This window comes from Pseudomonas sp. PvP028, from assembly GCF_017832255.1.
GTDB classification, from domain to species: domain Bacteria; phylum Pseudomonadota; class Gammaproteobacteria; order Pseudomonadales; family Pseudomonadaceae; genus Aquipseudomonas; species Aquipseudomonas syringae.
The window spans coordinates 1,280,859-1,304,668 of record NZ_JAFIBL010000001.1; the positions used below are offsets into that span (position 1 = coordinate 1,280,859).

15 protein-coding genes and 1 tRNA gene are annotated in these 23,810 nt (G+C 57.0%); 13 read left to right on the plus strand and 3 right to left on the minus strand.

What is annotated here, in order from left to right:
* The first annotated feature begins 12 nt into the window (after positions 1–12).
* The 8 genes from JOE34_RS05760 to JOE34_RS05795 all read left to right on the plus strand — a co-directional run bounded on the left by JOE34_RS05760 (position 13) and on the right by JOE34_RS05795 (position 12,606).
* On the plus strand, positions 13–3,417 hold the full coding sequence (locus tag JOE34_RS05760) for a DEAD/DEAH box helicase family protein (RefSeq protein WP_245226991.1): 3,405 nt from the start codon (positions 13–15) through the stop codon (positions 3,415–3,417).
* A gap of 2 nt (positions 3,418–3,419) precedes the next feature.
* Positions 3,420–5,276 (plus strand): DNA recombination protein RmuC, encoded by a 1,857-nt coding sequence (gene rmuC, locus JOE34_RS05765; protein ID WP_209995266.1) that lies wholly within the window; start codon positions 3,420–3,422, stop codon positions 5,274–5,276.
* Between the two features lie 33 nt (positions 5,277–5,309).
* On the plus strand, positions 5,310–6,914 hold the full coding sequence (locus JOE34_RS05770; protein WP_046266588.1) for a class I SAM-dependent DNA methyltransferase: 1,605 nt from the start codon (positions 5,310–5,312) through the stop codon (positions 6,912–6,914).
* Positions 6,911–8,101, plus strand: coding sequence for a restriction endonuclease subunit S (locus tag JOE34_RS05775; RefSeq protein ID WP_046266587.1), 1,191 nt, complete (start codon positions 6,911–6,913; stop codon positions 8,099–8,101). The genes JOE34_RS05770 and JOE34_RS05775 overlap by 4 nt, the downstream gene beginning before the upstream one ends.
* 125 nt (positions 8,102–8,226) lie before the next feature.
* Positions 8,227–9,201, plus strand: a complete 975-nt coding sequence (locus JOE34_RS05780; protein ID WP_046266586.1) for a 5'-nucleotidase — start codon at positions 8,227–8,229, stop codon at positions 9,199–9,201.
* A gap of 12 nt (positions 9,202–9,213) precedes the next feature.
* Entirely contained in the window at positions 9,214–9,546 is a 333-nt protein-coding gene (locus JOE34_RS05785) for a hypothetical protein (protein WP_046266585.1), read from the plus strand.
* A 79-nt stretch (positions 9,547–9,625) separates the two neighbouring features.
* Positions 9,626–11,422 carry a DUF262 domain-containing protein gene (locus JOE34_RS05790; RefSeq protein WP_046266584.1) on the plus strand — a complete coding sequence of 599 codons (1,797 nt, stop codon included), beginning with the start codon at positions 9,626–9,628 and terminating at the stop codon, positions 11,420–11,422.
* 80 nt (positions 11,423–11,502) lie between these two features.
* Positions 11,503–12,606, plus strand: coding sequence for a hypothetical protein (locus tag JOE34_RS05795; RefSeq protein ID WP_209995268.1), 1,104 nt, complete (start codon positions 11,503–11,505; stop codon positions 12,604–12,606).
* Between the two features lie 284 nt (positions 12,607–12,890).
* On the opposite strand, the gene JOE34_RS05800 is transcribed toward JOE34_RS05795, so the two are convergent.
* Positions 12,891–12,967, minus strand: a tRNA-Arg gene (locus tag JOE34_RS05800).
* Positions 12,968–12,990: 23 nt separating this feature from the next.
* Here JOE34_RS05800 and JOE34_RS05805 point away from each other — a divergent pair.
* From JOE34_RS05805 to JOE34_RS05825, 5 genes are all read left to right on the plus strand, one after another.
* Positions 12,991–14,376 carry an FAD-dependent monooxygenase gene (locus JOE34_RS05805; protein WP_209995278.1) on the plus strand — a complete coding sequence of 462 codons (1,386 nt, stop codon included), beginning with the start codon at positions 12,991–12,993 and terminating at the stop codon, positions 14,374–14,376.
* 45 nt (positions 14,377–14,421) lie between these two features.
* Positions 14,422–15,057, plus strand: coding sequence for a LysE family translocator (locus JOE34_RS05810; protein ID WP_209995280.1), 636 nt, complete (start codon positions 14,422–14,424; stop codon positions 15,055–15,057).
* 286 nt (positions 15,058–15,343) lie between these two features.
* The gene (gene gabD, locus JOE34_RS05815) at positions 15,344–16,786 is read left to right on the plus strand and encodes an NADP-dependent succinate-semialdehyde dehydrogenase (protein WP_209995282.1); all 1,443 of its coding nucleotides are present in this window, start codon (positions 15,344–15,346) and stop codon (positions 16,784–16,786) included.
* A gap of 179 nt (positions 16,787–16,965) precedes the next feature.
* Complete coding sequence (gene gabT / locus JOE34_RS05820) at positions 16,966–18,246, plus strand: 4-aminobutyrate--2-oxoglutarate transaminase (protein WP_065088790.1); 1,281 nt, start codon at positions 16,966–16,968, stop codon at positions 18,244–18,246.
* Positions 18,247–18,405: 159 nt separating this feature from the next.
* Entirely contained in the window at positions 18,406–19,791 is a 1,386-nt protein-coding gene (locus JOE34_RS05825) for an HDOD domain-containing protein (RefSeq protein ID WP_209995284.1), read from the plus strand.
* A 1,625-nt stretch (positions 19,792–21,416) separates the two neighbouring features.
* Here the strand turns inward: JOE34_RS05825 and JOE34_RS05830 are convergent.
* Both JOE34_RS05830 and desA read right to left on the minus strand, forming a co-directional pair.
* Positions 21,417–22,415, minus strand: a complete 999-nt coding sequence (locus JOE34_RS05830) for a sensor domain-containing diguanylate cyclase (RefSeq protein WP_003318683.1) — start codon at positions 22,413–22,415, stop codon at positions 21,417–21,419.
* 129 nt (positions 22,416–22,544) lie between these two features.
* Complete coding sequence (gene desA, locus JOE34_RS05835) at positions 22,545–23,729, minus strand: delta-9 fatty acid desaturase DesA (RefSeq protein ID WP_024683748.1); 1,185 nt, start codon at positions 23,727–23,729, stop codon at positions 22,545–22,547.
* Positions 23,730–23,810: the final 81 nt, after the last annotated feature.

Sequence of the window (23,810 nt, forward strand, 5' to 3'; positions counted from 1 at the left end):
TATAGGACCGGTATGGACAGAATAGCCTCTATGAAATCAGTCAATTTCGAATTCCTCCGCTCCGGCAATGAATTGCTGGCGAATCTTGCTGGCTTGGCCGAGGCGGTGCTGCACATCGATCCGGGCAGTGCGCTAACCCGCCTTCGCAGCTTCGCTGAGGAACTTACCAAGTCCGTCTACAAGGAGGAGCTGCTGCCGCGTATGCCGCAGTCAACCTTCTACGACCTGGTGAAAAGCCCAGTCTTCATTAACTGTGTCAGTAAACCTCTTGTTCACCAAATCAACTTTTTACGCATTCAGGGCAACTATACGGCCCATGGTGCCGAAGGTGATTTGCACAATGCGCAGCGGGCGCTTAAGACTGCACATCAGCTGGCCATGTATATGGCGATTAGATATTACGATGTCAATCAGGCTGCGATCCCTGAGTTTGCCAATGTGCAGGATCCAACTGCGGCGTTGGCTAGCCTGAAGAAGACTGTCTTCAGCTATGAAAAGGAGCTGAATCAGCAGCAGGAAGAGCTCCAGCGTGTGATGGACAAGCTTGAGCAAGAGCGCATTCGCAATCTCGACAAGCTTGATCCGCCCGCCAAGCCAGACCAGCAGAAGCGTCGTCTGCAGAGTCAGCAAGTTTCTGACAGGCTGCAATGGAGCGAGTCGAAGACTCGCAAACTCATGATCGATTTGATGCTGCAACAGGCCGGTTGGAATGTGAGTGATTCCGCGCAGGTTGGCCAAGAGATAGAAGTCGATTTTCCTGACAACACTAGTGGCAAGGGCCGAGCGGACTACGTGCTGTGGGGGGATAATGGCCAACCGTTAGCCGTGATCGAAGCCAAGAAATCCGGCAATGTGAGCCTGCAGGCCGGTCGCGAACAGGCACGCATGTATGCCGATGGTTTCGAGAGTATGGGCATGCAAAGGCCGGTGATCTTCTACAGCAACGGCTACGAAACCTTCATCTGGGACGACACTCAGTACAACACTTATCGTCCGGTGTACGGCTTCTACAGCAAGAGCAGCCTTGAGTACCTGGCTTATCAGCGCCAGTATCGTATTGCCGAGCTGGAGCAGCACAACCCTGACTTGAGCATTGCGGACCGCCCTTATCAGATCGAGGCGATCAAGACCGTTGCCGCGCATTTCCAGAAGCAGCGGCGCAAGGCCCTCATCATCCAGGCCACGGGCACCGGTAAAACCCGTGTAGCCATTGCCTTGGCCGAACTACTGCTGCGCACCGGATGGGCCAAGCGAGTGTTGTTTCTCTGTGATCGCAAGGAACTGCGTGTGCAGGCTGACGATGCCTTCAAGCAGAACTTGCCCAGCGAGCCACGCTGCGTAATTGGTGAAACCACCAGGGTGGATCAGACGGCGCGAATTTTCATCGCCACCTACCCAGGAATGATGAACCGCCTCGCTCAGCTCGATGTGGGCTTCTTCGACCTGATCATTGCTGACGAGAGCCACCGCAGTATCTACAACAGATTCCGCGATATCTTCGACTACTTTGATGCGCTGCAAGTTGGCCTCACTGCCACACCAGTCAAATTCATCAGCCGCAACACCTTCGACATCTTCGACTGCGAAACCACCGACCCTACGTTCGAGTTTGGTCTGGATGCCGCCATCAACAACGAACCGCCTTACCTGGTGCCGTTTCGCGTCAAGGATTTAACCACCGACTTTCTGCGTGATGGCATCCATTACACAGATCTGAGTGACGAACAAAAGGCACAGCTCGAGGAAGATCTCGGCGAAGAGGAGGCCCAGCGTACAACGATCGCCGGCAAGGACATTGGCCGCAAGATCTTCAGTGAAGACACCGATCGTATCATTCTGGAAAACCTGATCGATAACGGTATCAAGGATGAAACCGGCTCTCTGGTAGGCAAGACAATCATTTTCGCTCAACGCCAGGATCACGCCGAGCATCTCGAAAAGCTCTTTTGCAAACTCTACCCGCAGTACGGGACCAAGGTTTGCAAGGTTATCCATAACGGCATCGCCCATGTGGGCTCATTGATCAAGGAATTCAAAAAGCCAGATAACGAATTTCGGATAGCCATTTCAGTCGACATGCTGGACACCGGTATCGACGTGCCGGAGGTGGTCAACCTTGTGTTCGCCAAGCCGGTGAAATCCTGGGTCAAGTTCTGGCAGATGATTGGTAGGGGCACGCGCCTGCGTCCCAATCTGTTTGGTCAGGGGAAAGACAAGCAAGAGTTCCTGATCTTCGATCACTATGGCAACTTCGATTTCTTCGAGCAGGAGTACCAAGAGCCGGAAGATACTGGCGGCAAGTCCCTGCTGCAGACGACTTTCGAAGCTCGCCTAGAGCTGGCCCAAGCCGCACTGAGACTCAACCATGCCGAAGCTTTCGATGCTGCCACTGACTTGTTGCGCGCTGACATCAATGACCTTCCGGAAACCAGCGTGGCGGTCAAGCGCGAGCTGCGTAACGTGCACCAATTGCAGCAGACGGGTCTGCTGAAGCGTTTCGACGCAAGTACTCAGCATCTCTTGAGCAACACCATTGCACCGTTGATGTCCGCTCGGGTACTGCACGATAAACACGCCACCGCGCTGGACAAGCTGGTGGCTAACATTGAGCGCTGCATGGTGGAGCAGGCCAGTTGTTTCGAGGACGGCAAAATCGCGCTTCTGGCTGAACTGGACAAGCTCGCGGTAAATATCCAGGCCGTGCGCCAGAAGGATGAGATTCTCGCCGAGGTACGCAGTGCGGCTTTCTGGCAGCAGCCGAGCATTGGCAAGCTGGAAAGTGCCCGTCAGGAACTGCGCAGCATCATGAAATACCGGCAGACGGGGAGCACAATCAGTTATGGGATTGGAACCACCAAGGCCAAGGATGACCACGTGGTAGCGGAGGAACGTCGAGTCGTGATCATGGGTGCCAGCGAGGCGATGCTTTATCGCGGTCGACTGAAAAAAATCCTCACAGACATGCTTGCCGCCAATCCAATTCTGCAAAAAATCCACAAAGGCGAGCCAATTGCCGATCCAGATTTGAAAACCCTGACATCGACCATTCTCACCAGCCATCCCGGGGTAAGCCTGGATGTGCTGAATGAGTTCTACGGTCGTACGGCAGAGCAGCTACACGTCACGATTCGCGAGATGATCGGACAGGATGCGCAGGCCATCGAAGAGCACTTCAAGAAATTCCTTCACAGCCACCCAACTCTCACTGCCCAGCAGGTGAGCTTCATGAATCTGTTGAAGAACTATATTGCCCAGCACGGCAGCATCGTCATCGAAAAACTCTACGACGCACCCTTCAACAGAATTTCCCACAAGGGAATAGACGGCGTGTTCAAGCCGACGGATATTGATCAGTTAGTCGCAGTGCTCAAACCCTTCCTTCGCGAGAACAACTCGCCATCTGGCGTTCAGGAGTGACCATGCAATCCAGTCAATGGACTACGGATATCGTTGTTATCACTACAGTGCTCGCAGTGGCTTCTGCACTGCTGGGTTACTTCGCAGCAGCGCTGCGCCAGGGGCGGCAACTAAGCCAACTGACAGCACAGCTTGAGCAGTCACACACGGCTCAGGCATCGATCAGCGCAGAGAAGGCTGCTCTCACTGAGCAGCTCAAGGTGGCAGACGGGCGCGGCCATGAGCTGCAAGTTGCAGAAAGCAAGTTGAACGCGCAATTACAGTCCGCCTTCGAAAACGTGACGCGGCTGAACACCGAGCAACAGCAGAGCCGGGACGCCATTGCTGCTGTGCAAGTGAAGTTGGAAGAGGCAAACCGGCAGCATCATGAAGCCGCTAAACGCTTGGATACCGCCCAGGCCGAGGGGCGGGCACTTCAAGAGCGGATCACTGAGCTGCGTGATCGCCTGGAAAAAGCGCAGACTTCCACCGAGCATCTGCAGGCAGACCGGGACCGCCTCAAGGATGAGCTGGCTAATGAGGGTAAGCGGGCCAAGTCACTTGAAACTTCCGATCGTGACGTTCGTGAGCAGTTGGGTGAAGCCAAGCAGGTGTTGATTGAGCGAGCGCAAGCACTCAATGCACTGCAGGAGCGTTTCGGCGGACTGTCGTCCGAACACACTGAACTTAAAACCACTCTGCAAAAGCGCGAAGAGCACTTCCAGGAGCAAATGCTTCAGTTGGCCGATACCCGAAAATCGCTGACTCAGGAATTCGAAAATCTGGCCAACAAGATCTTTGAGGAAAAAGGCAAGACCTTCACCCAGACCAGCCAGACCAGCATTGACGGCATGCTCAAACCCTTCCGTGATCAGATCGAGGGCTTTCAGAAGCGCATCAATGATGTTCACGATGCTTCTCTGCAAGGCAACACCAACTTGAATGCTGAGATCAAGAAGGTGCTGGATATTGGGCTGAAGATGAGCAGCGAGGCCAACAACCTGACCTCGGCCCTCAAAGGTGATTCTCAGCAACGTGGCGCGTGGGGCGAAGCACAATTGCGTCGCACCCTGGAAATGAGCGGGCTGGTCGAGGAGGCGCACTACGAGGTTCAGAGCGCGTTCAAGGACGCTGAAGGTAAGAGCAAGCAGACTGACTACCTGATCAAGATTCCAGACGGCAAGCACATGATCATCGACAGCAAAGTTTCGCTTGTCGCTTATGATCGTGCCGTTTCCGCCAACACGCCGGAGGAGTATCAGTTGGCAATGGCGGAGCATGTGAAGTCTGTGCGCAGACACATCGACGACTTGGCGTCCAAGGATTACACCAACCTGATTGGTATGCGTAGCCCGAGCTTTGTGCTGATGTTCATGCCCATCGAGCCAGCTTATATCGAGGCCATGAAGCATAATAAGGACCTGTTTGAGTACGGCTACAAGAAAGGCATCGTGCTGGTCTCACACACCACGCTGATTCCGATTCTGCGCACCGTCTCCAATCTATGGATGCTTGAACGCAGCAATGCCGATGCGCGTGAGATCAGTGAAAAGGCCGGGGAAATTTACAACCAGGTCTGCATTGTTGCAGAGCGACTCAGCAAACTGGGCGGAAGCCTCAATACGGCGAGTAATCATTACAACGCGAGCGTGAAGGCCCTGGCAGGTCAGCAGGGTCTCTATGGCAAGGTGGAGCGCTTCGACAAACTGTCTGCAAAAGTCAGCAAGACTCTGCCGCAGCTTGAGCCAGTCCATATGGATTTCGAGGCGGAGCGTCTTTCCATGATCGTCGAAGCCATCGAAGAAACTCCCGCGTCAAACGGGCCTTTGCTCGCTGGCGCACATGATCCTTTTGCTGGCGAATTGTCCGCCCAGCAGTAATTCCGAACTCAGATAAAAGAGAAGTAGCAAATAATGCTTACTGGCAAAATCCGCAATGATATCGACAAGCTCTGGGAAAAGTTCTGGACTGGCGGTATCACCAACCCGCTGACCGTGATCGAACAGATCAGCTACCTGATGTTCGCCCGAATGCTCGACATGCAAGAAGACGTGGCCGAGCGTAAGGCCAATCGTACCGGCAAGTCTTTTGACCGTCTGTTCCCCAATACGCCGGATGGCCAACTGCTGCGTTGGAAGAATTTCCATCACCTCAGTGGCAAGGAGCTCCACAAGCATCTCAAGCAGAACGTCTATCCGTACTTCGCCAAGCTGGGCAAGAAGTCCGATGCGGCGGACGGCCTAGGCGAGGAAGGAAGCGCGCTGGAGGGCCTGGGCCATATCGGCGAATACATGCAGGACGCTGATCTGGAGATCAAAAACGAGTCGGTACTGACCTCCGCTGTGGAGATGGTCAACGACTTGCCGCTGACCCAGAGCGACGTCAAGGGTGATATTTACGAATACCTGCTGAGCAAACTCACCACCGCCGGGATCAACGGCCAGTTCCGCACGCCCCGGCATATCATTGATGCCATGATCGAACTGATCGCGCCACAGCCGACCGATGTGATCTGCGACCCGTCCTGCGGCACCGCAGGCTTCCTGGCTCGTACCATGGAATACCTGAATAAAGTGCATTCAAGCGACGCCGGTATCTTCAATGATGAGGACGGCAATCCGCACTACAGCGGCGACCTATTAGAGCCGTATCGCGATCACATCAACAAGGACATGTTCTGGGGCTTCGACTTCGATACCACCATGCTGCGCGTTTCCAGCATGAACATGATGCTGCACGGGGTGAATGGCGCGAACATTCGCTATCAGGACTCCCTGAGCAAATCCATCAAGGAATATTTCCCGCGTCAGGAGCAGGACTTCTTCGATGTGGTGCTGGCCAATCCGCCGTTCAAAGGCACACTTGACGAAAGCAACACCAACCCCGATGTGCTGGGGCTGGTGAAAACCAAGAAGACCGAGCTGCTGTTTGTCGCCCATATTCTGCGCTCGCTCAAGCTTGGCGGCCGTGCTGCAGTAATCGTCCCGGATGGCGTGGTATTTGGTTCTAGTAAGGCTCACCAGCAACTCCGCCAGGAGTTGCTCGACAACAACCAGCTCGAAGGTATCGTCAGTCTGCCCAGCGGGGTCTTCAAGCCCTACGCCGGTGTCAGTACTGCCATTCTGATTTTCACTAAAGGCGGCACTACCGAGCGAGTGTGGTTCTATGACCTGCAGGCCGATGGCTATTCGCTGGACGATAAACGCACTGAGCTCAAAGGCGAGGGCAGCAACGACCTGCCTGATGCCATTGCGCAGTGGCACAAATATCGTCAGATGGTCGAAGGGAATGTCAGCGCCAGCACCATTAACACCCTGTTCGGCGATAAGCGCAAAAAGGTGTTTGTCGTGCTCGCTGAAGACATCGCTGCTAACAAGTATGACCTGTCTATCAACCGCTATAGAGAGGTGGAGTACCAGCAAGAGCAGTACGAAGACCCGAAGGTGATTCTGAAATGGCTTAAAGGGCTAGAGCGGGAAATTATGGCGGATCTGGATGAGTTGGAGGGCATGCTGTGAGTTGGTCAACAGTCCCTGCCGCAGAGTTAATGCTCAAACGCGGCGGTTCAGTCAATCCTGCGAATTTCCCTGACGAGACGTTCGAGCTTTTGAGTATTCCTGCCTTTGACAAAGGAGAGCCAGAAATTGTTGAAGGTAAGGCGATAGGATCGTCGAAAAGCTGTGTTCAGCCTAATGATGTCCTGCTGTCAAAAATTGTCCCGCATATCAAGCGGTGTTGGGTTGTACCTGCTCGTCAAGGTACCTATCGGCAGATTGGCTCAGGCGAGTGGATTATCTTTAGAAGTGACAAGGTACATCCGCCATTTTTGAAGCATTTTTTAACGTCAGATTTATTTCATAAGCAGTTTATAAATACGACTGCTGGTGTGGGCGGATCGTTGGTTCGCGCCAGGCCAGCAGAGGTAGGGAATATTGAAGTCCCTCTTCCACCTTTGCCCGAACAAAGGCGCATCGCCATCATCCTCGACAAGGCTGACGCCATCCGCCGCAAACGCCAGCAAGCCATTCAACTCGCCGACGACTTCCTCCGTACCGTGTTTATTGACATGTTCGGCGACCCGGTTACCAATTCGAAGGGGTGGCCGGTAAAGTCAATTTCTGCTGGGCTGAAGTCTATTGCTTCTGGATGGAGTGCGGTTGGTAGCAACCGCCCGCGCCAAAATGGCGAAATAGGTGTTCTTAAAATTAGTGCGGTTACAAGTGGAAAATTCAAGCCGGAGGAGAATAAGAGCGTTTCTTTAGATTCTATTCCAGAAGGGAAAAAACTTTTAATCCCTAAGAAAGGCGATTTGCTTTTCAGTCGAGCGAATACGAGAGAGTTAGTAGCGGCTACCTGCATTGTTAAGGCCGATGTTGAGGATGTTTTTCTGCCTGACAAATTGTGGTTGGTGAAGACGGATCAGGCGAAGCTGTTACCGGAATTTCTGAATTACATGGTCTGGCAGCCAAGATTTAAGGAGAAGCTTACATCTCAAGCGACAGGTACGAGTGGATCCATGTTAAATATCTCAAAGCAAAAATTTGAAGAAACGACGGCCATTTTCCCATGCTTGGAGCATCAGAAGAAGTTTGCGCGCATTTACTGGGATTTTCAGGTGTTGATCGAATCAGCGGTGGAGTCGAGCGAGCAAGCAGAGCAACTCTTTCGATCGTTAAGCCAAAAGGCGTTTTCCGGCCATCTATGAGTTGAGTCACTGTTTATGCGTTGCTACCGTTTCACCACCTTCATCTTCATCAGTTTGCGGGCCGGTGCGCCTGAAAGCAGCGGCTCTCTTCTTATGACGAGCATTGCCGTTCTAAGGTAGGATAAATGGCATTTGATTTGAGCAACACTCTGGTAGTGGGCATCTCAGCCACTGCACTTTTCGACATGAGCGAGTCCGACCAGATGTTCAAGGCCGCTCTTGAGGACGATCCGGAACGTGTAATTGACCACTATCGCCGTTTTATGCAAGAGAGGGAGGATGAGCCGCTGGAGCCAGGTACCGGTTACCACTTGGTCAAAGCGCTGCTCGATCTCAACCGGCATATGGAAAGTGGCGACCTATCCCCTCTGGTCGAAGTAGTGGTGATGTCTCGCAACAGCCCGGACACGGGTATTCGCGTACTCAAGACCATTCGCCGTGATCAGTTGGCGATCACGCGTTCGGCGTTCACCGGTGGCGAGTCAGTGGCTGACTACATGGATGCCTTCGATGTCGATCTGTTTCTCACTACCAACGTGGACGACGCGCAAAAGGTGATCGATTCCCGGCAATGCGCCGCTGCGATCCTAAAGGCGCCTCCAGCCAACGCTCCGCAAATCCCCAAAGGCCAGGTACGCATCGCTTTCGACGGTGACGCAGTCCTGTTTTCCGATGCCAGTGAACTGGTCTACAAAACCCAAGGGCTGGATGCCTTTCAGGCGCAGGAAGATGCACTGCAGCACACCCCCATGGAAGAGGGGCCCTATGCCAGCCTGCTCATAAAACTGGCCAAATTGCAGGAGCGTTTACCCACCGGTAGCAAGGATTCACCGATCAGAATCGCCATTGTCACCGCTCGAAACTCCCCGTCGGAAATGCGCGTGATCAACACTCTGCGTGCCTGGGGCGTATACGTTGATGAAGCCTTCTTCCTCGGTGGTGTGGGTAAACCCAAAGTGCTTACGGCCTTCAACCCCCACATTTTCTTCGATGACCAGGACGTCCACTTGGAAGCTGCGGCAAATCTGGTACCCTCGGGCAAAGTGCCATACTTAACGAGACCCAATATCGACTCAGGTGTTGTCAGCTCGGCGGAGTGAAAGGAATCAGGAATGGATAGCGATAATCGGCTCTACAAACTCGCCGTAACCCCCACAGGTCGTCGGCTGTGGACATATATGGCTGCCATCCTAGAGGTCACTGAGATGAGCCAGGGAAAATCCTTTCCGTTGAAGCGGTTCATGGTGAATTTTCAGACTCACTTGGATGGAGTGCGAATCGAAAGCGGGCCTGACGGTTACCGATTGACTCGCATTGGTCATGAGTATTTTCAAGGCCGTTATCATGCCGAAAGCCCCCAGCGAGTCGAGCGGGCGGCAGTGCAGCAAATGATTATCTCAATCCGCTCCGGGGTCGGAGAGGGCGAGTGGATTGCTTTACCTTAATTACTGACTTGTGCGTGTTCAACACCCCGATGATCTGAACCACTCAATCTGACCAAGCTTTGCGACAAGGATGTTGTGTATGTCTGCCCAAAAGTACTCTGTTAACCAGCACCTGATCGAAACTCTCCTTAGCTGGGTCAAGTCCGGCGAAATTGCGATTCCGGAAATTCAGCGCCCTTTCGTCTGGGATGCTAGCAAGGTGCGCGACCTGATGGACAGCCTGTACCAAGGTTTCCCGGTCGGCTACATCATTGCGTGGCGTAACCCCACGGTTAAACTTAAAGACGGCTCGCTAGCCGAGGGCAAGAAGGTACTAATTGACGGCCAGCAACGCGTCACTGCGCTGACCGCGGCGATCGCTGGCCAACAGGTGATCAACCAGGATTATCAGCAGGTGCGTATCCGCATCGCCTTCCATCCTATCGAGGAGCGATTCGAGGTCAGCAACCCAGCTATCGAGAAGGACAAAGCATGGTTCGCAGATATCGCGCCCATCGTCAATGGCGAGCTGAAGTCGCACAAAGCCGCAAGGGATTACCTGGCTGCAAACCCTGACTTGAATGAAGATCTTGTCTATGAGCGATTGGACAGGCTTTGCGATATCACCAAAAAGCAGATCGGTCTGATCGAGCTGGCGGCTGATCTGGACATCGAGACTGTTACGGAGATCTTCATTCGCATCAACTCAAAAGGTGTTGTGCTCAGTCAGGCGGACTTTGTGATGTCGAAGATCGCTGCCAACGAGGAGTTCGACGGCAATACCCTTCGCAAGGCCATCGATTACTTCTGCCACCTATCCATCGCGCCCGAGTTCTATGCCCACATTGAGAACAACGACAAAGCCTTCGTCCAAACGGACTACTTCAAGGCTATGCGTTGGCTGAGGGGTGAAAACGATGATCTGTACGACCCAAGTTACTCGGACATGCTGCGCGTGGCCTTCACTACCAAATTCAATCGTGGTCGCCTATCGGATCTGGTCGGGCTGCTCTCGGGTCGCAACTTCGATACGCGAAGCTATGAGAAAGAAATCGAGGAAGAGTCGTTCAGGGTCCTGAGCGAAGGGGTCAGGGAATTCATCAACGAAACGCACTTCAAGCGCTTCTTGATGATCATTCGCTCGGCCGGCTTCGTGGACAGCTCCATGATCGGCTCGGTCAACGCGCTGAATTTCGCATACGTCCTGTACCTCAAGCTCAAACGCGACTTGGGCAACAACCCTAATATCGAAAGTTGGGTCCGCCGCTGGTTTGTCATGTCGCTGTTGACCGGGCGTTACTCGGGCTCGCCGGAGTCGCGCTTCGACAAGGACATCAAGGCCGTTCATGAGCGCAAGTTCGAGGAGGTGCTGGGCGAGATCGAGGCAGCTGAGCTTTCCGACGCTTTCTGGGATTTCGGTTTGCCACAGTCGTTGACTACATCGTCCGTTAATGCGCCAGCAATTAAAGTGTTTTGGGCAGCGCAGGCTAATCGCGGCGACAAAGGCTTCCTGTCAAAAGACATCACCGTCCGGGACATGCTCACGCACCATGGTGATATTCACCACATCTTCCCGAAGAACTTCTTGAAGCAGCGGGGTTTGCAACGAAGCAAGTACAACCAGGTTGCCAACTACGTGTACGTGCAGCAGGAAGTGAACATCAAGATCGGCCACACCGCCCCGGCAGCCTACATGGCCGATGTGCTCGCTCAGTGTGATAGCGGCTTGGCGCGCTATGGAGCTATCACGCGCCTGGATGATCTCAAAGTCAACCTAGCCAGCAACTGCCTCCCTGAGGATCTGGCCGCCTATCAGCCTGAGCAATTTGAAGCCTTTTTAGCCGAGCGCCGCCGGCTCATGGCGCAGAAGATCAAGCAGTACTATTGGGGTTTGTGAGGCGCGCCCAGAGGCCAAGCTGTCCGGTGTTTGAATAAGATTAGACAGAACATTGATCCTACTTGATGTGGAGTAACTGGATGGACCGTGAAGAGTTAGAGCAGTGGGTTCAGTTCAGGATTTTGAAGAGGTTCGACGTTTTGGTCGATTGCTCATATCTGGAGACTTCCCTCCTTAAGAAGCTGGCGAACAGACTGCCCCGCACCACTGGCGAAAATTTGACCTATGCCGCTTGGTGTGAGCAGGTGTTCGGCTCAGGGCTTCGCCCGCGGGTTGCCATCAACCATCAGGAGATTGCGGGCCAAACGCGCCTTGGCTCACTGGGTCTGGGTTTAGAAAGCGAACTTCGCCGCCAACAACGGGCCCTCAAGGAGGTGCAATCCAGGTTGGATCAAAACTCGGAGAAGCGGTCGACGCCTCCTGAAGCTGCTCCCACTCCACTCCCCTCGATTGAAACTAGCGAGTCATGGGGCTGGCGCAACTTTTACTCAGGCGGGTGGCGAGGTCTGCGTCGCTTGCTGGGCAAGGTTGAGAATGTCGGACATGGGCATATATTCGATTACCAAGGCGCGACCAATCGAGACTATAGGGTCGAGCTGATCGAGCTAGTCCGATCTACGCTCGCTGATGTTGAGCAAGTAGGATTCGGTGTGAATGCAACGTTTCCAGGTGAGAAAATCGAAGAGGTCGCTGATGCGGCCAGAGTTTTCTATGGCAGCTCGAGAGAGGTGCCGAAGTATTCCGTGGGGAGTTTCGTCGTAAGCGAGATGCCGACCGATATCTTGCACCTGACAGATAGCTTCCATCAGCAAGCGTCAGAAGAAGTGCGCGATGAGAAAGCCTCCCTTTTCGTGGAAGTTTACGAGCTTGGAACCACAGAGCCGCTAGACGACGAGGCAGTGCAACACTTCATCAACTACCTCCAGAAGCTCTTTCAGGCTTTGGCGAAGTCCGCTGATAGCGTTCCAAGGGGTGTTCTGCGCGAAAAGATCCTGCTGGGTCTTATGCTCTCGATCTCCGCGCCTAACTGCTCTCTAGAGGCATCTCTAGCGGAACTGAATTGGCCCGCATGGCGATCACCGTATGACGATGATTGGAGCATCAGTGAAGAGCAAAAATTTGACCTGGATTCAGGGGAAATAGTGGATATGTTTATCGCCAAGTTGAGCCGCCAGCGTTTCTGACACCTTCCCACAGCTGTTATGAGCAATTGTAAGTCTTGCGCCGCCAAACCGTAGACCTAATACCCCTGGCCGCCAGTCAGGACTCGGGGTATGTGAAAGGTGCGTGGGGCTGAGCCGGTTTCAGGGGTGGATGCATTTTCTCGGCGCTTCCAGCCCGCGTGGCTAGTGTTCTAACTAAAGCTATACGCATGGGTGGTGCGAGATGGCGCTGCACGGTTTAGGCACAGAATGGGCACATTCATAAACAAAAGGGCCTAGGTTTTCACCTAAGCCCTTGTCTTATATGGTGCACCAGGCGGGATTCGAACCCACGACCCCTGCCTTCGGAGGGCAGTACTCTATCCAGCTGAGCTACTGGTGCGACGCGGGCGCCATGATACTCACATGGGTACGGGGCGTCCAGTTGCGGGCGGTGTGCGACACAAATCATCCGCCTTCCATCACCCCACACCCACCTCCACCCACAAAGGAACAGCCCACCGCTACCGGCACAACCGCCAGCTGGTGCATGATGCTCCTCATACCACTCCGTCAGTTCGTTCCCACCGAGGGCCTCTTATCAATCAGTTCAAAAGCATCGAGCGCAGCCCGTGCCGCGTTCTTATTACCGGGGCCAGTATCGCAGGTTGTGCCGCGGCCTGGTGGCTGACGCGGCGCGATTGCGATGTCACGGTTGTCGAGCAGGCGCCTGCCTTTCGCGATGGCGGGCAGAATGTGGATGTGCGGGGCGCGGCTCGGGAGGTCTTGCGCTTGATGGGGCTTGAGCAGGCGGTGAAGGATCTCAACACCGGCGAGACGGGGCTTGCGTGGGTCGATGAGGATAACCGCACGGCGGCGCGCATCGATCTGGCTGGTCTGGACGGGGACGGCCCGACGGCTGAGCTTGAGGTGTTGCGCGGTGATCTTGCGCGTCTGCTGTATGAGGCGTCGTCTGCTGATGCGTTCTATCGCTTCGGTGATCGCATCGTCTCGGTCGAGCACGATGCGGAGGGCGTGTCGGTTACGTTCGAGGGCGGTGGCGAGGAGCGTTTTGATCTGTTGATCATTGCCGAAGGTGTCGGCTCGCGCACGCGGGAACTGGTGTTCCCCGGCGAGAATCAGCCGCGCCGGATGGATCTGGCCAGCGCGTTCTTTACCGTGCCTCGTGCGCCGACCGATAGTCAGACCGCGCGCTGGTACAACGCGGTGGGCGGTCGCAGCGCGGGTGTTCGTCCGGACAATCGCGGTACGACGCGTGCGTTCTTTAACGTGCAGGGCCGAAGCCATCTGACGGTCGGCAACAGCGTTGCCGAGCAGAAAGCGTTTCTTCGCGCGTCGTTTGCTGGCGCGGGCTGGGAGGTGCCTCGTCTGCTGGAAGGGATGGAGGCTGCGGAGGATTTCTGGTTCGATGATCTGCGTCAGGTGAAGATCGATCGCTGGTCGAACGGCCCGGTGGTGCTGCTGGGCGATGCGGCGTGGTGTGTCACGCCGCTGGGCGGGGTCGGCGCTTCGTTATCGCTGATTGGCGCGTATGTGCTGGCGGGTGAACTCACCAAGACCGATACGATTGCAGAGGCGCTTGCCTCGTACGAATATGTCCTGCGCCCTGTGGTGAAAAAGTCGCAGAGCGTGCCGAAACTTGTCCCGCGTCTGGTCCACCCTCGCACTCAGACCGGGGTGAAAATCCTGCGCGCCGTGCAGCGGTTGGTGGCAACGCCCTTTATCAGCAAGCGTGCTGCCAGGGCGCTGACCCCGGCGGTGCAGTCGTTCACGCTTCCGGATTATCGATAGCGCTACAGGCGTGGGTTAATGCCTGCGCCACAGGGAGAATAAAAAATGGAATCGTTACAACAGTGGCTCAGCTTCGCGATGATTGCCTTGTTCGTTACGCTCACGCCGGGCCCGGCGGTGATCATGGCGCTGTCCAATTCAATTACCCACGGCCCGGCGAGGGCGATGGTCGGCTCGCTCGGCAACGCATTGGGGTTGATCGTGGTCGCCACGGCGGTAACGGCCGGGCTGGGCGCGGTACTGGTAGCATCCGCGAGTGCCTTTCTGGTGCTGAAAATCGCAGGCGCGGGGTATCTGGTTTATCTGGGGATCAAGCAGTGGCGTAGCGCGCGCAGTGCATTCGATGCGCTGTCCAACGTGCCCAAGGCGGTGTCCACAGGCAGCCTGTTTATCAAAGGCATCTCGGTAGCGCTGACCAACCCCAAGGCGATTCTGTTTTTCATCGCGTTTCTGCCGCAGTTCATTCAGCCCGGCACCTTTCAGGTGGAGCAGACGGGGGTGCTGATCGTGACCTTCGCCGGCTGCTCTGTGGTTGCTCACGTCTTTTATGTGCTGCTGGCACAGACGCTCAAGCGCCACCTCAATTCAGCGCGCAGGCGCCAGAACGTCAATCGGGTGTTTGGCGCGTCGTTCATTGGTCTGGGGCTGAGCCTGTTCACGTTGAAGGGTAGGGCCGCCTGATCGCGTTGCGGTTGCAAGATGCCTCTGCGTCGCGGCTCGACGCTGATCAGAAAACCACACACCTCCCTGCGACCGTTCTTTTTTTCGAACGGGCTATTGTCCTTTCCCCCCGCAATGCCTAGGATTCGTTTGAGATTTCAAACGCTCTTGTTCGGTCTTCCTGCTTTCATGCGTTGCGCAGCGCTGGAACCCGATGGAATGTTTTCCTGACGATGGCTTCCAAATGGGGTGCATCGATATCAATTGTTCGCGTCGCCTCTCGGGCGATGCTGTTTAGGAGGCCGACATGCAGCTCAAAGATTCCACACTGTTCCGCCAGCAGGCCTACATCAATGGCCAGTGGCTGGACGCGGACGGTGGTCAGTCGATCAAGGTCAACAACCCTGCCAACAACGAGATCCTCGGCACTGTGCCAAAAATGGGCGCAGCCGAGACGCGTCGGGCGATTGAGGCGGCTGACAAGGCGCTGCCGGCCTGGCGAGCGCTGACCGCCAAAGAGCGTGGCAACAAGCTGCGCCGCTGGTTCGAGCTGATGATCGAGAACCAGGACGACCTGGGTCTGCTGATGACCCTGGAGCAGGGCAAGCCGCTGGCCGAAGCCAAGGGCGAGATCACCTACGCCGCGTCGTTCATCGAGTGGTTCGCCGAAGAGGCCAAGCGCGTCTATGGCGATGTGATTCCTGGTCACCAGCCGGACAAGCGCCTGATCGTGCTCAAGCAGCCGATTGGTGTGACGGCGGCGATCACCCCGTGGAACTTCCCGGCGGCGATGATCACCCGCAAGGCCGGCCCTGCACTGGCGGCGGGCTGCACCATGGTGCTCAAGCCTGCGTCGCAAACGCCGTTCTCGGCATTGGCACTGGCTGAACTGGCCGAGCGTGCGGGTATCCCGGCCGGTGTGTTCAGCGTGGTGACCGGCAGCGCAGGCGATATCGGTGCCGAGCTGACCGGTAACCCGATCGTGCGCAAACTGTCCTTCACCGGCTCGACCGACATTGGTCGCCAGTTGATGGCCGAGTGCGCCAAGGACATCAAGAAGGTGTCGCTGGAACTGGGCGGTAACGCGCCTTTCATCGTGTTCGACGATGCCGACCTCGACAAGGCGGTCGAAGGCGCGATGATCTCCAAGTACCGCAACAACGGCCAGACCTGCGTGTGCGCCAACCGCATCTACGTGCAGGACGCGGTGTATGACGCGTTCGCCGAGAAGCTCAAAGCGGCGGTCGGCAAGTTGAAGATCGGTAACGGCCTGGAAGAAGGCGTCACCACCGGCCCGTTGATCGACGACAAGGCGGTGGCCAAGGTCAAGGAACACATCGCCGACGCCGTCAGCAAGGGCGCAACCGTGCTGACTGGCGGCAACAGCCTGGTAGGCTCGTTCTTCGAACCGACCATTCTGGTCAACGTATCGAAAGATGCCGCCGTAGCCCGGGAAGAGACCTTTGGTCCGCTGGCCCCGCTGTTCCGCTTCAAGGATGAGGCCGAAGTGATAGCGATGGCCAACGACACCGAGTTCGGTCTGGCGTCGTACTTCTACGCGCAGAACATGAGCCGCGTGTTTCGTGTCGCCGAAGCGCTGGAATATGGCATGGTGGGTATCAACACCGGCCTGATCTCCAACGAGCTGGCACCGTTCGGCGGCATCAAGTCGTCCGGCCTGGGCCGTGAAGGCTCCAAGTACGGCATCGAAGATTATCTGGAAATCAAATACCTCTGCCTGTCGGTCTGACCGACACTTGGGTATTGCAGCCGATGGCGCGCGAGAGCGACGTGTCATCGGCTTTTGTTGTACCGCAGTTTCCTGGTGGCCTGAAGGCTGCAGCAGTCGATCATCGTATGCTGCCGCAGTTGATCCGGTCCGCTTGATCCTTGACCCACGCCGACCGATGAGCGGCGAATGAGGAATACATGAGCAAGACTAACGAATCCCTGATGCAACGCCGCCATGCAGCCGTCCCGCGTGGCGTTGGTCAGATCCATCCGATCTTCGCTGCTTCGGCGAAGAACGCGACCGTTACCGACGTCGAAGGTCGTGAGTTCATCGACTTCGCGGGCGGTATTGCCGTTCTGAACACCGGTCACCTGCACCCGAAGATCATCGCCGCGGTGCAAGAGCAGCTGACCAAGCTGAGCCACACCTGCTTCCAGGTACTGGCCTACGAGCCTTACGTCGAGCTGTGCGAAAAAATCAACGCCAGGGTGCCAGGCGATTTCGACAAGAAAACCCTGCTGGTGACCACCGGTTCCGAAGCGGTGGAAAACGCCGTGAAGATCGCCCGTGCTGCGACCGGCCGTGCGGGCGTTATCGCCTTCACCGGCGCTTACCACGGCCGCACCATGATGACCCTGGGTCTGACCGGCAAGGTCGTGCCGTACTCGGCCGGCATGGGCCTGATGCCAGGCGGTATCTTCCGCGCGCTGTACCCGTGCGAACTGCATGGCGTGAGCGTGGATGATTCCATCGCCAGCATCGAGCGCATCTTCAAGAACGACGCCGAGCCCAAGGACATCGCTGCAATCATCATCGAACCCGTACAGGGCGAGGGTGGTTTCTACGTGGCACCGAAGGCCTTCATGCTGCGTCTGCGCGAGCTGTGCGACAAGCACGGCATTCTGCTGATCGCCGACGAAGTGCAGACCGGCGCTGGCCGTACCGGCACGTTCTTCGCGATGGAGCAGATGGGCGTTGCGGCTGACCTGACTACTTTCGCCAAATCCATCGCAGGCGGCTTCCCGCTGGCGGGCGTGTGCGGCAAGGCTGAGTACATGGACGCCATCGCACCCGGCGGTCTGGGCGGCACGTATGCCGGTAGCCCGGTGGCCTGCGCTGCGGCGCTGGCGGTGCTGGATATCTTCGAAGAAGAGCACCTGCTGGAGCGCTGCAAGGCGGTTGGCGAGCAGTTGGTGACCTCGCTCAAGGCGATGCAGGCCAAGTACCCGGTTATCGGTGAAGTGCGTGCGCTGGGTGCGATGATCGCTGTCGAGCTGTTCGAAAGCGGCGACTCGCACAAGCCTAACGCCGCTGCTGTGGCTCAGGTGGTTGCCAAGGCGCGTGACAAGGGTCTGATTCTGCTGTCCTGCGGTACTTACGGCAACGTGTTGCGCGTGCTGGTGCCGTTGACCGCCGAAGACGAATTGCTGAACCGCGGCCTGGCCATTCTTGACGAATGCTTCGCTGAAATCGCGTAAAAAGTGTGAAGTCATGAATTGATTAATTTATGACCAAACAGACAAAAAAAGCCCGTTTCGACGGGTTTTTTTTGCTTTAGAGCAGGGTATTTCGCTGTTTTGGGTATATCCGGACGTTTGCATTGGCTAAGGTGGTCGCATTGACATCGGAGAGTCATGATGACCGCTGTAGTTTTGCCCGCCGTTCCTCGCGTACTGATAGCCGAGTCTGATCCGTGGGTTCGCGAGACGCTCAGCGACCTGGTGCTGGGCGTGCGTGCGGATATCGAGCTGGAGATGTGCACCGATGGCAAACAGGCCGTCGAGTGGATGAAAAAACACCTGCCGGACCTGATCATCGCCGCCCGCGAGCTGCCGGGGATCGATGGCCTGAGCCTGCTGCGGGGCGTGCGCAATCTGCGTCGTCAGCCCGCCATCCCGTTCATTCTGATCAGCAATCGCAATGACAGCGCCAGCGTGCGCGAGGTCGTGCCGCTGGCGCCGACTGCCTACCTGACCAAACCACTGAACACCGAAGGCCTGCGCCAGCGTCTTGAAGGCCTGTTGCTGGAACGCAGCGCCCCGGCTGCGGGTGCGGTGCCCGCGCTGACGCCGGGTCTGACCCTGACCAAGTTTCTCGACAAACGCCGCGACATAGCCGATGGCGCGCCGCTGTTTGTCGATGTCGCCACAGCGGTGACGCTCAGCCAGACCGCCAGTGGCATCGACGCCGCCCTGCTGGAGCAGGAACTGCGCAACGATCCGCACATCACCGCCGTACTGATCGCAGCCGCCAACACGGCGGCGCAGCATCTGGGCAAGCCGATCCAGACCATGGGCGGAGCGCTGGCCGTTCTCGGGCCGATGCAGGGCGCCAATATCGCGTCCGGTCTGGGCAAAAAGCGTATGGCGGTGCTGACCGACGACGCGTTGCTGGCCAAGGCCCATGAGCTGTGGACCCTGTCGCAGCGCACGGCTGATTACGCACGCATTCTGGGCGGCATGCTGGAGCTGGATGCGGAGCGCTGTTTCTGTGCCGGACTGTTGCAGTCGCTGGGCGATCTGGCGGTGTTGGGTTGTCTGCAGGAGTGGCTGCTGGCTGGCGGCCATCTGGATGAGCAGGTGATCGGGCAGTCTCTGGAGCAGTACTCCGCTGCCTTCGGTTCTGCTCTGCGCACCCGCTGGCGTTTGCCGCTGGAACTGCGTGAGCTGATCGCTGCGGTGTATCAGTACAATACCGGCATCTACACACGCGAAGTGCTGGCAATGAACCTGGCGGGGCAGATGGCACGCCTGGGCGAGGAAGAAAGTGTCACCACGCTGGTCAAGACCAAGTCGGCCAAGCTGTTGAAGCTCAGCGTCGGTGACTTGCAGCGCCTGCGCAAGAAGCTGACGGGTGTGACGGATCCGAGTTTGCTGAGGCCGCTGACTAGCGAGCCTGAGGTGGCTGTCGATGCGGTCGACGACGAGCCTGATCTGCTCGACCTGGCGCCTGAGGCACCTGCTGAAGAGCCTGCTGCACTTGAGGATCCGGCTGGCGCTGTTCAGGGTCCGCCCGAAAAGTAAAAATCTGACTGACGCCTTCGCGAGCAAGCTCGCTCCCACAAGGTACCGCGTGCTCCTGTAGGAGCGACCGGGGTGGCGATCCGCCTTGTTCGCGAAGACGGTATTCCTGACGCAGGAAATCCATCGACTGCACCGGACTCTTCGCGAGCAAGCTCGCTCCCACAAGGTACCGCGTACTCCTGTAGGAGCGACCGGGGTGGCGATCCGCCTTGTTCGCGAAGGCGGTATTCCTGACGCAGGAAATCCATCGACTGCACCGGACTCTTCGCGAGCAAGCTCGCTCCCACAAGGTACCGCGTACTCCCGTAGGAGCGAACTTGTTCGCGAAGGCGGTATTCCTGACGCAGAAAAATCCATCGACTGTATCGGCCTCTTCGCGAACAAGCTCGCTCCCACAAGGTACCGCGTGCTCCTGTAGGAGCGACCGGGGTGGCGATCCGCCTTGTTCGCTAAGGCGGTATTCCTGACGCGGGAAATCCATCGACTGCACCGGACTCTTTGCGAGCAAGCTCCCACAAGGTACCGCGTGCTTCTGTAGGAGCGAACTTGTTCGCGAAGGCTATATTCCTGACGCAGGAAATCCATCGACTGCACCGGACTCTTCGCGAGCAAGCTCGCTCCCACAAGGTACCGCGTACTCCTGTAGGAGCGAACTTGTTCGCGAAGGCGGTATTCCTGACGCAGAAAATCCATCAACTGTACCGGCCTCTTCGCGAGCAAGCTCGCTCCCACAAGGTACCGCGTACTCCTGTAGGAGCGACCGGGGTGGCGATCCGCCTTGTTCGCGAAGGCGGTATTCCTGACGCAGGAAATCCATCGACTGTAGCGGCCTCTTCGCGAGCAAGCTCGCTCCCACAAGGTAACGCGTGCTCCTGTAGGAGCGAACTTGTTCGCGAAGGCGGTTCCTGACGCAGAAAGTCCATCGACTGTACCGGACTCTTCGCGAGCAAGCTCGCTCCCACAAGGTACCGAGTACTCCTGTAGGAGCAAACTTGTTCGCGAAGGCGGTTCCTGACGCAGAAAGTCCATCGACTGTACCGGACTCTTCGCGAGCAAGCTCGCTCCCACAAGGTACCGCGTGCTCCTGTAGGAGCGACCGGGGTGGCGATCCGCCTTGTTCGCGAAGGCGGTATTCCTGACGCAGGAAATCCATCGACTGCACCGGCCTCTTCGCGAGCAAGCTCGCTCCCACAAGGTACCGCGTGCTCCTGTAGGAGCGACCGGGGTGGCGATCCGCCTTGTTCGCGAAGGCTATATTCCTGACGCAGGAAAACCATCGACTGCACCGGCCTCTTCGCGAGCAAGCTCGCTCCCACAAGGTACCGAGTACTCCTGTAGGAGCGAACTTGTTCGCTAAGGCTATATTCCAAACGCAGCCAATGCATTGAATGTACCGCCCTCTTCGCGAGCAAGCTCGCTCCCACAAGGTACCGCGTGCTCCTGTAGGAGCGAAGTTGTTCGCGAAGGCGGTATTCCTGACGCAGAAAGTCCATCGACTGTACCGGACTCTTCGCGAGCAAGCTCGCTCCCACAAGATACTGCGTGCTCCTGTAGGAGCGACCGGGGTGGCGATCCGCCTTGTTCGCGATGGGGCCGGTCGTGCTTTCTACCTTCGAGAAAGCATTTCAGACCAGTACGATCTGGTTCTTGCCTTGGCGTTTGGCCTGATACATCGCTGCGTCGGCGCGGCCGTAGAGGGTTTCGAGGCTTGGGTCGTCAGCGCCCAGGTTGGTCAGGCCCTGGCTGGCGGTGATGCTGAAGGTGGTGCCGCCTGACTGGAAGTTCTGGCGCTGGATCTCGCGTTGCAGGCGTTCGGCGATCTGCATGGCCATGTCCGGCGCGCAGCCGGGGAATACTGCGGCGAACTCTTCGCCACCGATACGCCCGAACAGGTCACCCCGCCTCAATGCCGAACGACCGCTTTCGGCGATGCGCTGCAGCACGGTATCGCCTTCCTGATGACCGTAGGTGTCGTTCACCAGCTTGAAGTCATCGATGTCCAGCAGCAGGAACGCCAGCGGCGTGCCGTTGAGACGAGCCAGTTCGAACTCGCGCTGGGCGCATTCGAAAAAGTGCCGGCGGTTGCTGCTCTGGGTCAGCACATCGGTGGTTGCCAGGCGTTGCAGCTCATCCTCGAGGTGCTTCTTCTCGGTGATGTCTTCTGCGATGCCCACCACGATCAGACGCTGGCTGACATCAGCGCGCTGGCTGACGAAGCATTTGTCGCTGAGCCAGCGCACTTCGCCGTCCGCACGAATGATCCGGTACTCGCGGTCTTCGATCGAGCCTTTCTCGATGACCTCGTTGAGGCTGCGCTCGGCGTAATTCAGGTCATCGGGGTAGATGCTATCGCGCCACTCGCTGTAGTCAGCCAGCAGCAGGCCCGCCGAACGACCGAAGATGCGCTCGTAGGCCGGACTGACATAGATCATCTGCTGAGTTTGCCAGTCGAACGCCCACAGAACAGCGTTCACGCTCACCAGCAACGAGCTGAACAATTGTTCACGCTCGCTCAGGCGTGCGACTTCTGCCTGAGCGTGCATCAGGGCTAACAGGGTTTCTGCGGCTGCGGGCATATCTGTGATCGGAGTGCCGGATAGGGAGGTGGGGGGCTGCTTTTCCATAAGAACCATCTCAAGCGTTTACGGCCAGTGAGGCGCCCTGTCCCGATTGGCGGGAAAGTGGATGAGATAGACGAGGAGGGGATAAGTTCCGGGACCGGCGCGCCAGGGGATGGCGCGCCGATCAACGGTTCAAGCGTGGGCGGGGCGCAGCGAGTAGGTTTTCAGCTGGTCGGCGAACTCGCGCAACGAGTGAATACCACTGGCTTCGGCCTCGTGAATCCACTCTTTCATGGCCGACAGCATGTCGTGACCGTTGCTGCTGGTCTTGACCCAGATCTGCTGCAGGGCCAGGCGTTTTTCATAGATCACCTTCAGCGCATGGCTGTGTTCCAGCATGGTCTGGATACGCAGGTGATGCCTGTCATCGAGCAGGCTGGTCTCACGCGACAGCAGACGTTTTGCGCGGCGGAACTGATGACGCACCGACTCGTCGGCCTTGCCGAGTTCCTGGGCAACCAGCGGCGCGATGACCAGCTTGCGGTACTGCGCCATGATCTGGAAACGGTTGTTGAGGATCGCCATTGCGGTGTCCATGTCCATATGGCCCTTGCCTTCGACGCGATGGGCGATCGGCGCGACCCGCTGGACCTTGGCCAGACCGAGGAAGCTGAACAGTTTGATCCACGCCCAGCCCATGTCGAACTCCCATGGCTTGACCGACAGCTTGGCCGAGTTGGGATAGGTGTGGTGGTTGTTGTGCAGTTCTTCGCCGCCGATCACGATGCCCCACGGCACGAGATTGGTGGCTGCGTCGCGGCATTCGAAGTTGCGATAGCCAACGGCATGACCCAGACCATTGACCACGCCGGCAGCCCAGAAGGGAATCCACATCATCTGCACGGCCCAGACCGTGATACCGAGGGCGCCGAACAGCGCCACGTCGATGACCGCCATCAGAGCGATACCCAGCAGCTTGTAGCGCGAATACAGATTGCGCTCGATCCAGTCTTCCGGGCAGTTCTTGCCGTAGATACGCAAGGTGTCCTGGTTCTGCGCTTCCTCGCGGTACAGTTCGGCCCCCTTGCGCAGCACAGTGGACAGACCCTTGACGACCGGGCTGTGCGGGTCATCGACGGTTTCGCATTTTGCGTGGTGTTTGCGGTGGATGGCTGTCCACTCGCGGGTATTCTGGGCAGTGGTCAGCCACAGCCAGAAGCGGAAGAAGTGTTTCAGACCCGCATTGAGCTCAAGTGAGCGGTGGGCTGAATAGCGGTGCAGATAGACCGTGACGCCGACAATAGTTATATGGGTCATCGCCAGCGTGACCGCTATTACCTGCCAGACGGAAAGGTCGAGCAAACCGTTGTACCACATAGGCTGTTTGGCCCTCGTAGAAATACCTGTGAAGAAAAAAGTCGCAACAGCATTATCACTGACATTGCTCAGAAAACCAGC

What these genes read in the sequence shown, in the direction of transcription:
- JOE34_RS05790 (WP_046266584.1), top strand. Translation starts at nt 9,626, where the DNA reads ATGTCTGCCCAAAAGTACTCTGTTAACCAGCACCTGATCGAAACTCTC.
- JOE34_RS05830 (WP_003318683.1), bottom strand. Translation starts at nt 22,415, where the DNA reads ATGGAAAAGCAGCCCCCCACCTCCCTATCCGGCACTCCGATCACAGAT.
- JOE34_RS05785 (WP_046266585.1), top strand. Translation starts at nt 9,214, where the DNA reads ATGGATAGCGATAATCGGCTCTACAAACTCGCCGTAACCCCCACAGGT.
- JOE34_RS05810 (WP_209995280.1), top strand. Translation starts at nt 14,422, where the DNA reads ATGGAATCGTTACAACAGTGGCTCAGCTTCGCGATGATTGCCTTGTTC.
- JOE34_RS05770 (WP_046266588.1), top strand. Translation starts at nt 5,310, where the DNA reads ATGCTTACTGGCAAAATCCGCAATGATATCGACAAGCTCTGGGAAAAG.
- JOE34_RS05805 (WP_209995278.1), top strand. Translation starts at nt 12,991, where the DNA reads ATGGGTACGGGGCGTCCAGTTGCGGGCGGTGTGCGACACAAATCATCC.
- JOE34_RS05795 (WP_209995268.1), top strand. Translation starts at nt 11,503, where the DNA reads ATGGACCGTGAAGAGTTAGAGCAGTGGGTTCAGTTCAGGATTTTGAAG.
- rmuC (WP_209995266.1), top strand. Translation starts at nt 3,420, where the DNA reads ATGCAATCCAGTCAATGGACTACGGATATCGTTGTTATCACTACAGTG.
- desA (WP_024683748.1), bottom strand. Translation starts at nt 23,729, where the DNA reads ATGTGGTACAACGGTTTGCTCGACCTTTCCGTCTGGCAGGTAATAGCG.
- gabD (WP_209995282.1), top strand. Translation starts at nt 15,344, where the DNA reads ATGCAGCTCAAAGATTCCACACTGTTCCGCCAGCAGGCCTACATCAAT.
- JOE34_RS05825 (WP_209995284.1), top strand. Translation starts at nt 18,406, where the DNA reads ATGACCGCTGTAGTTTTGCCCGCCGTTCCTCGCGTACTGATAGCCGAG.
- gabT (WP_065088790.1), top strand. Translation starts at nt 16,966, where the DNA reads ATGAGCAAGACTAACGAATCCCTGATGCAACGCCGCCATGCAGCCGTC.
- JOE34_RS05760 (WP_245226991.1), top strand. Translation starts at nt 13, where the DNA reads ATGGACAGAATAGCCTCTATGAAATCAGTCAATTTCGAATTCCTCCGC.
- JOE34_RS05780 (WP_046266586.1), top strand. Translation starts at nt 8,227, where the DNA reads ATGGCATTTGATTTGAGCAACACTCTGGTAGTGGGCATCTCAGCCACT.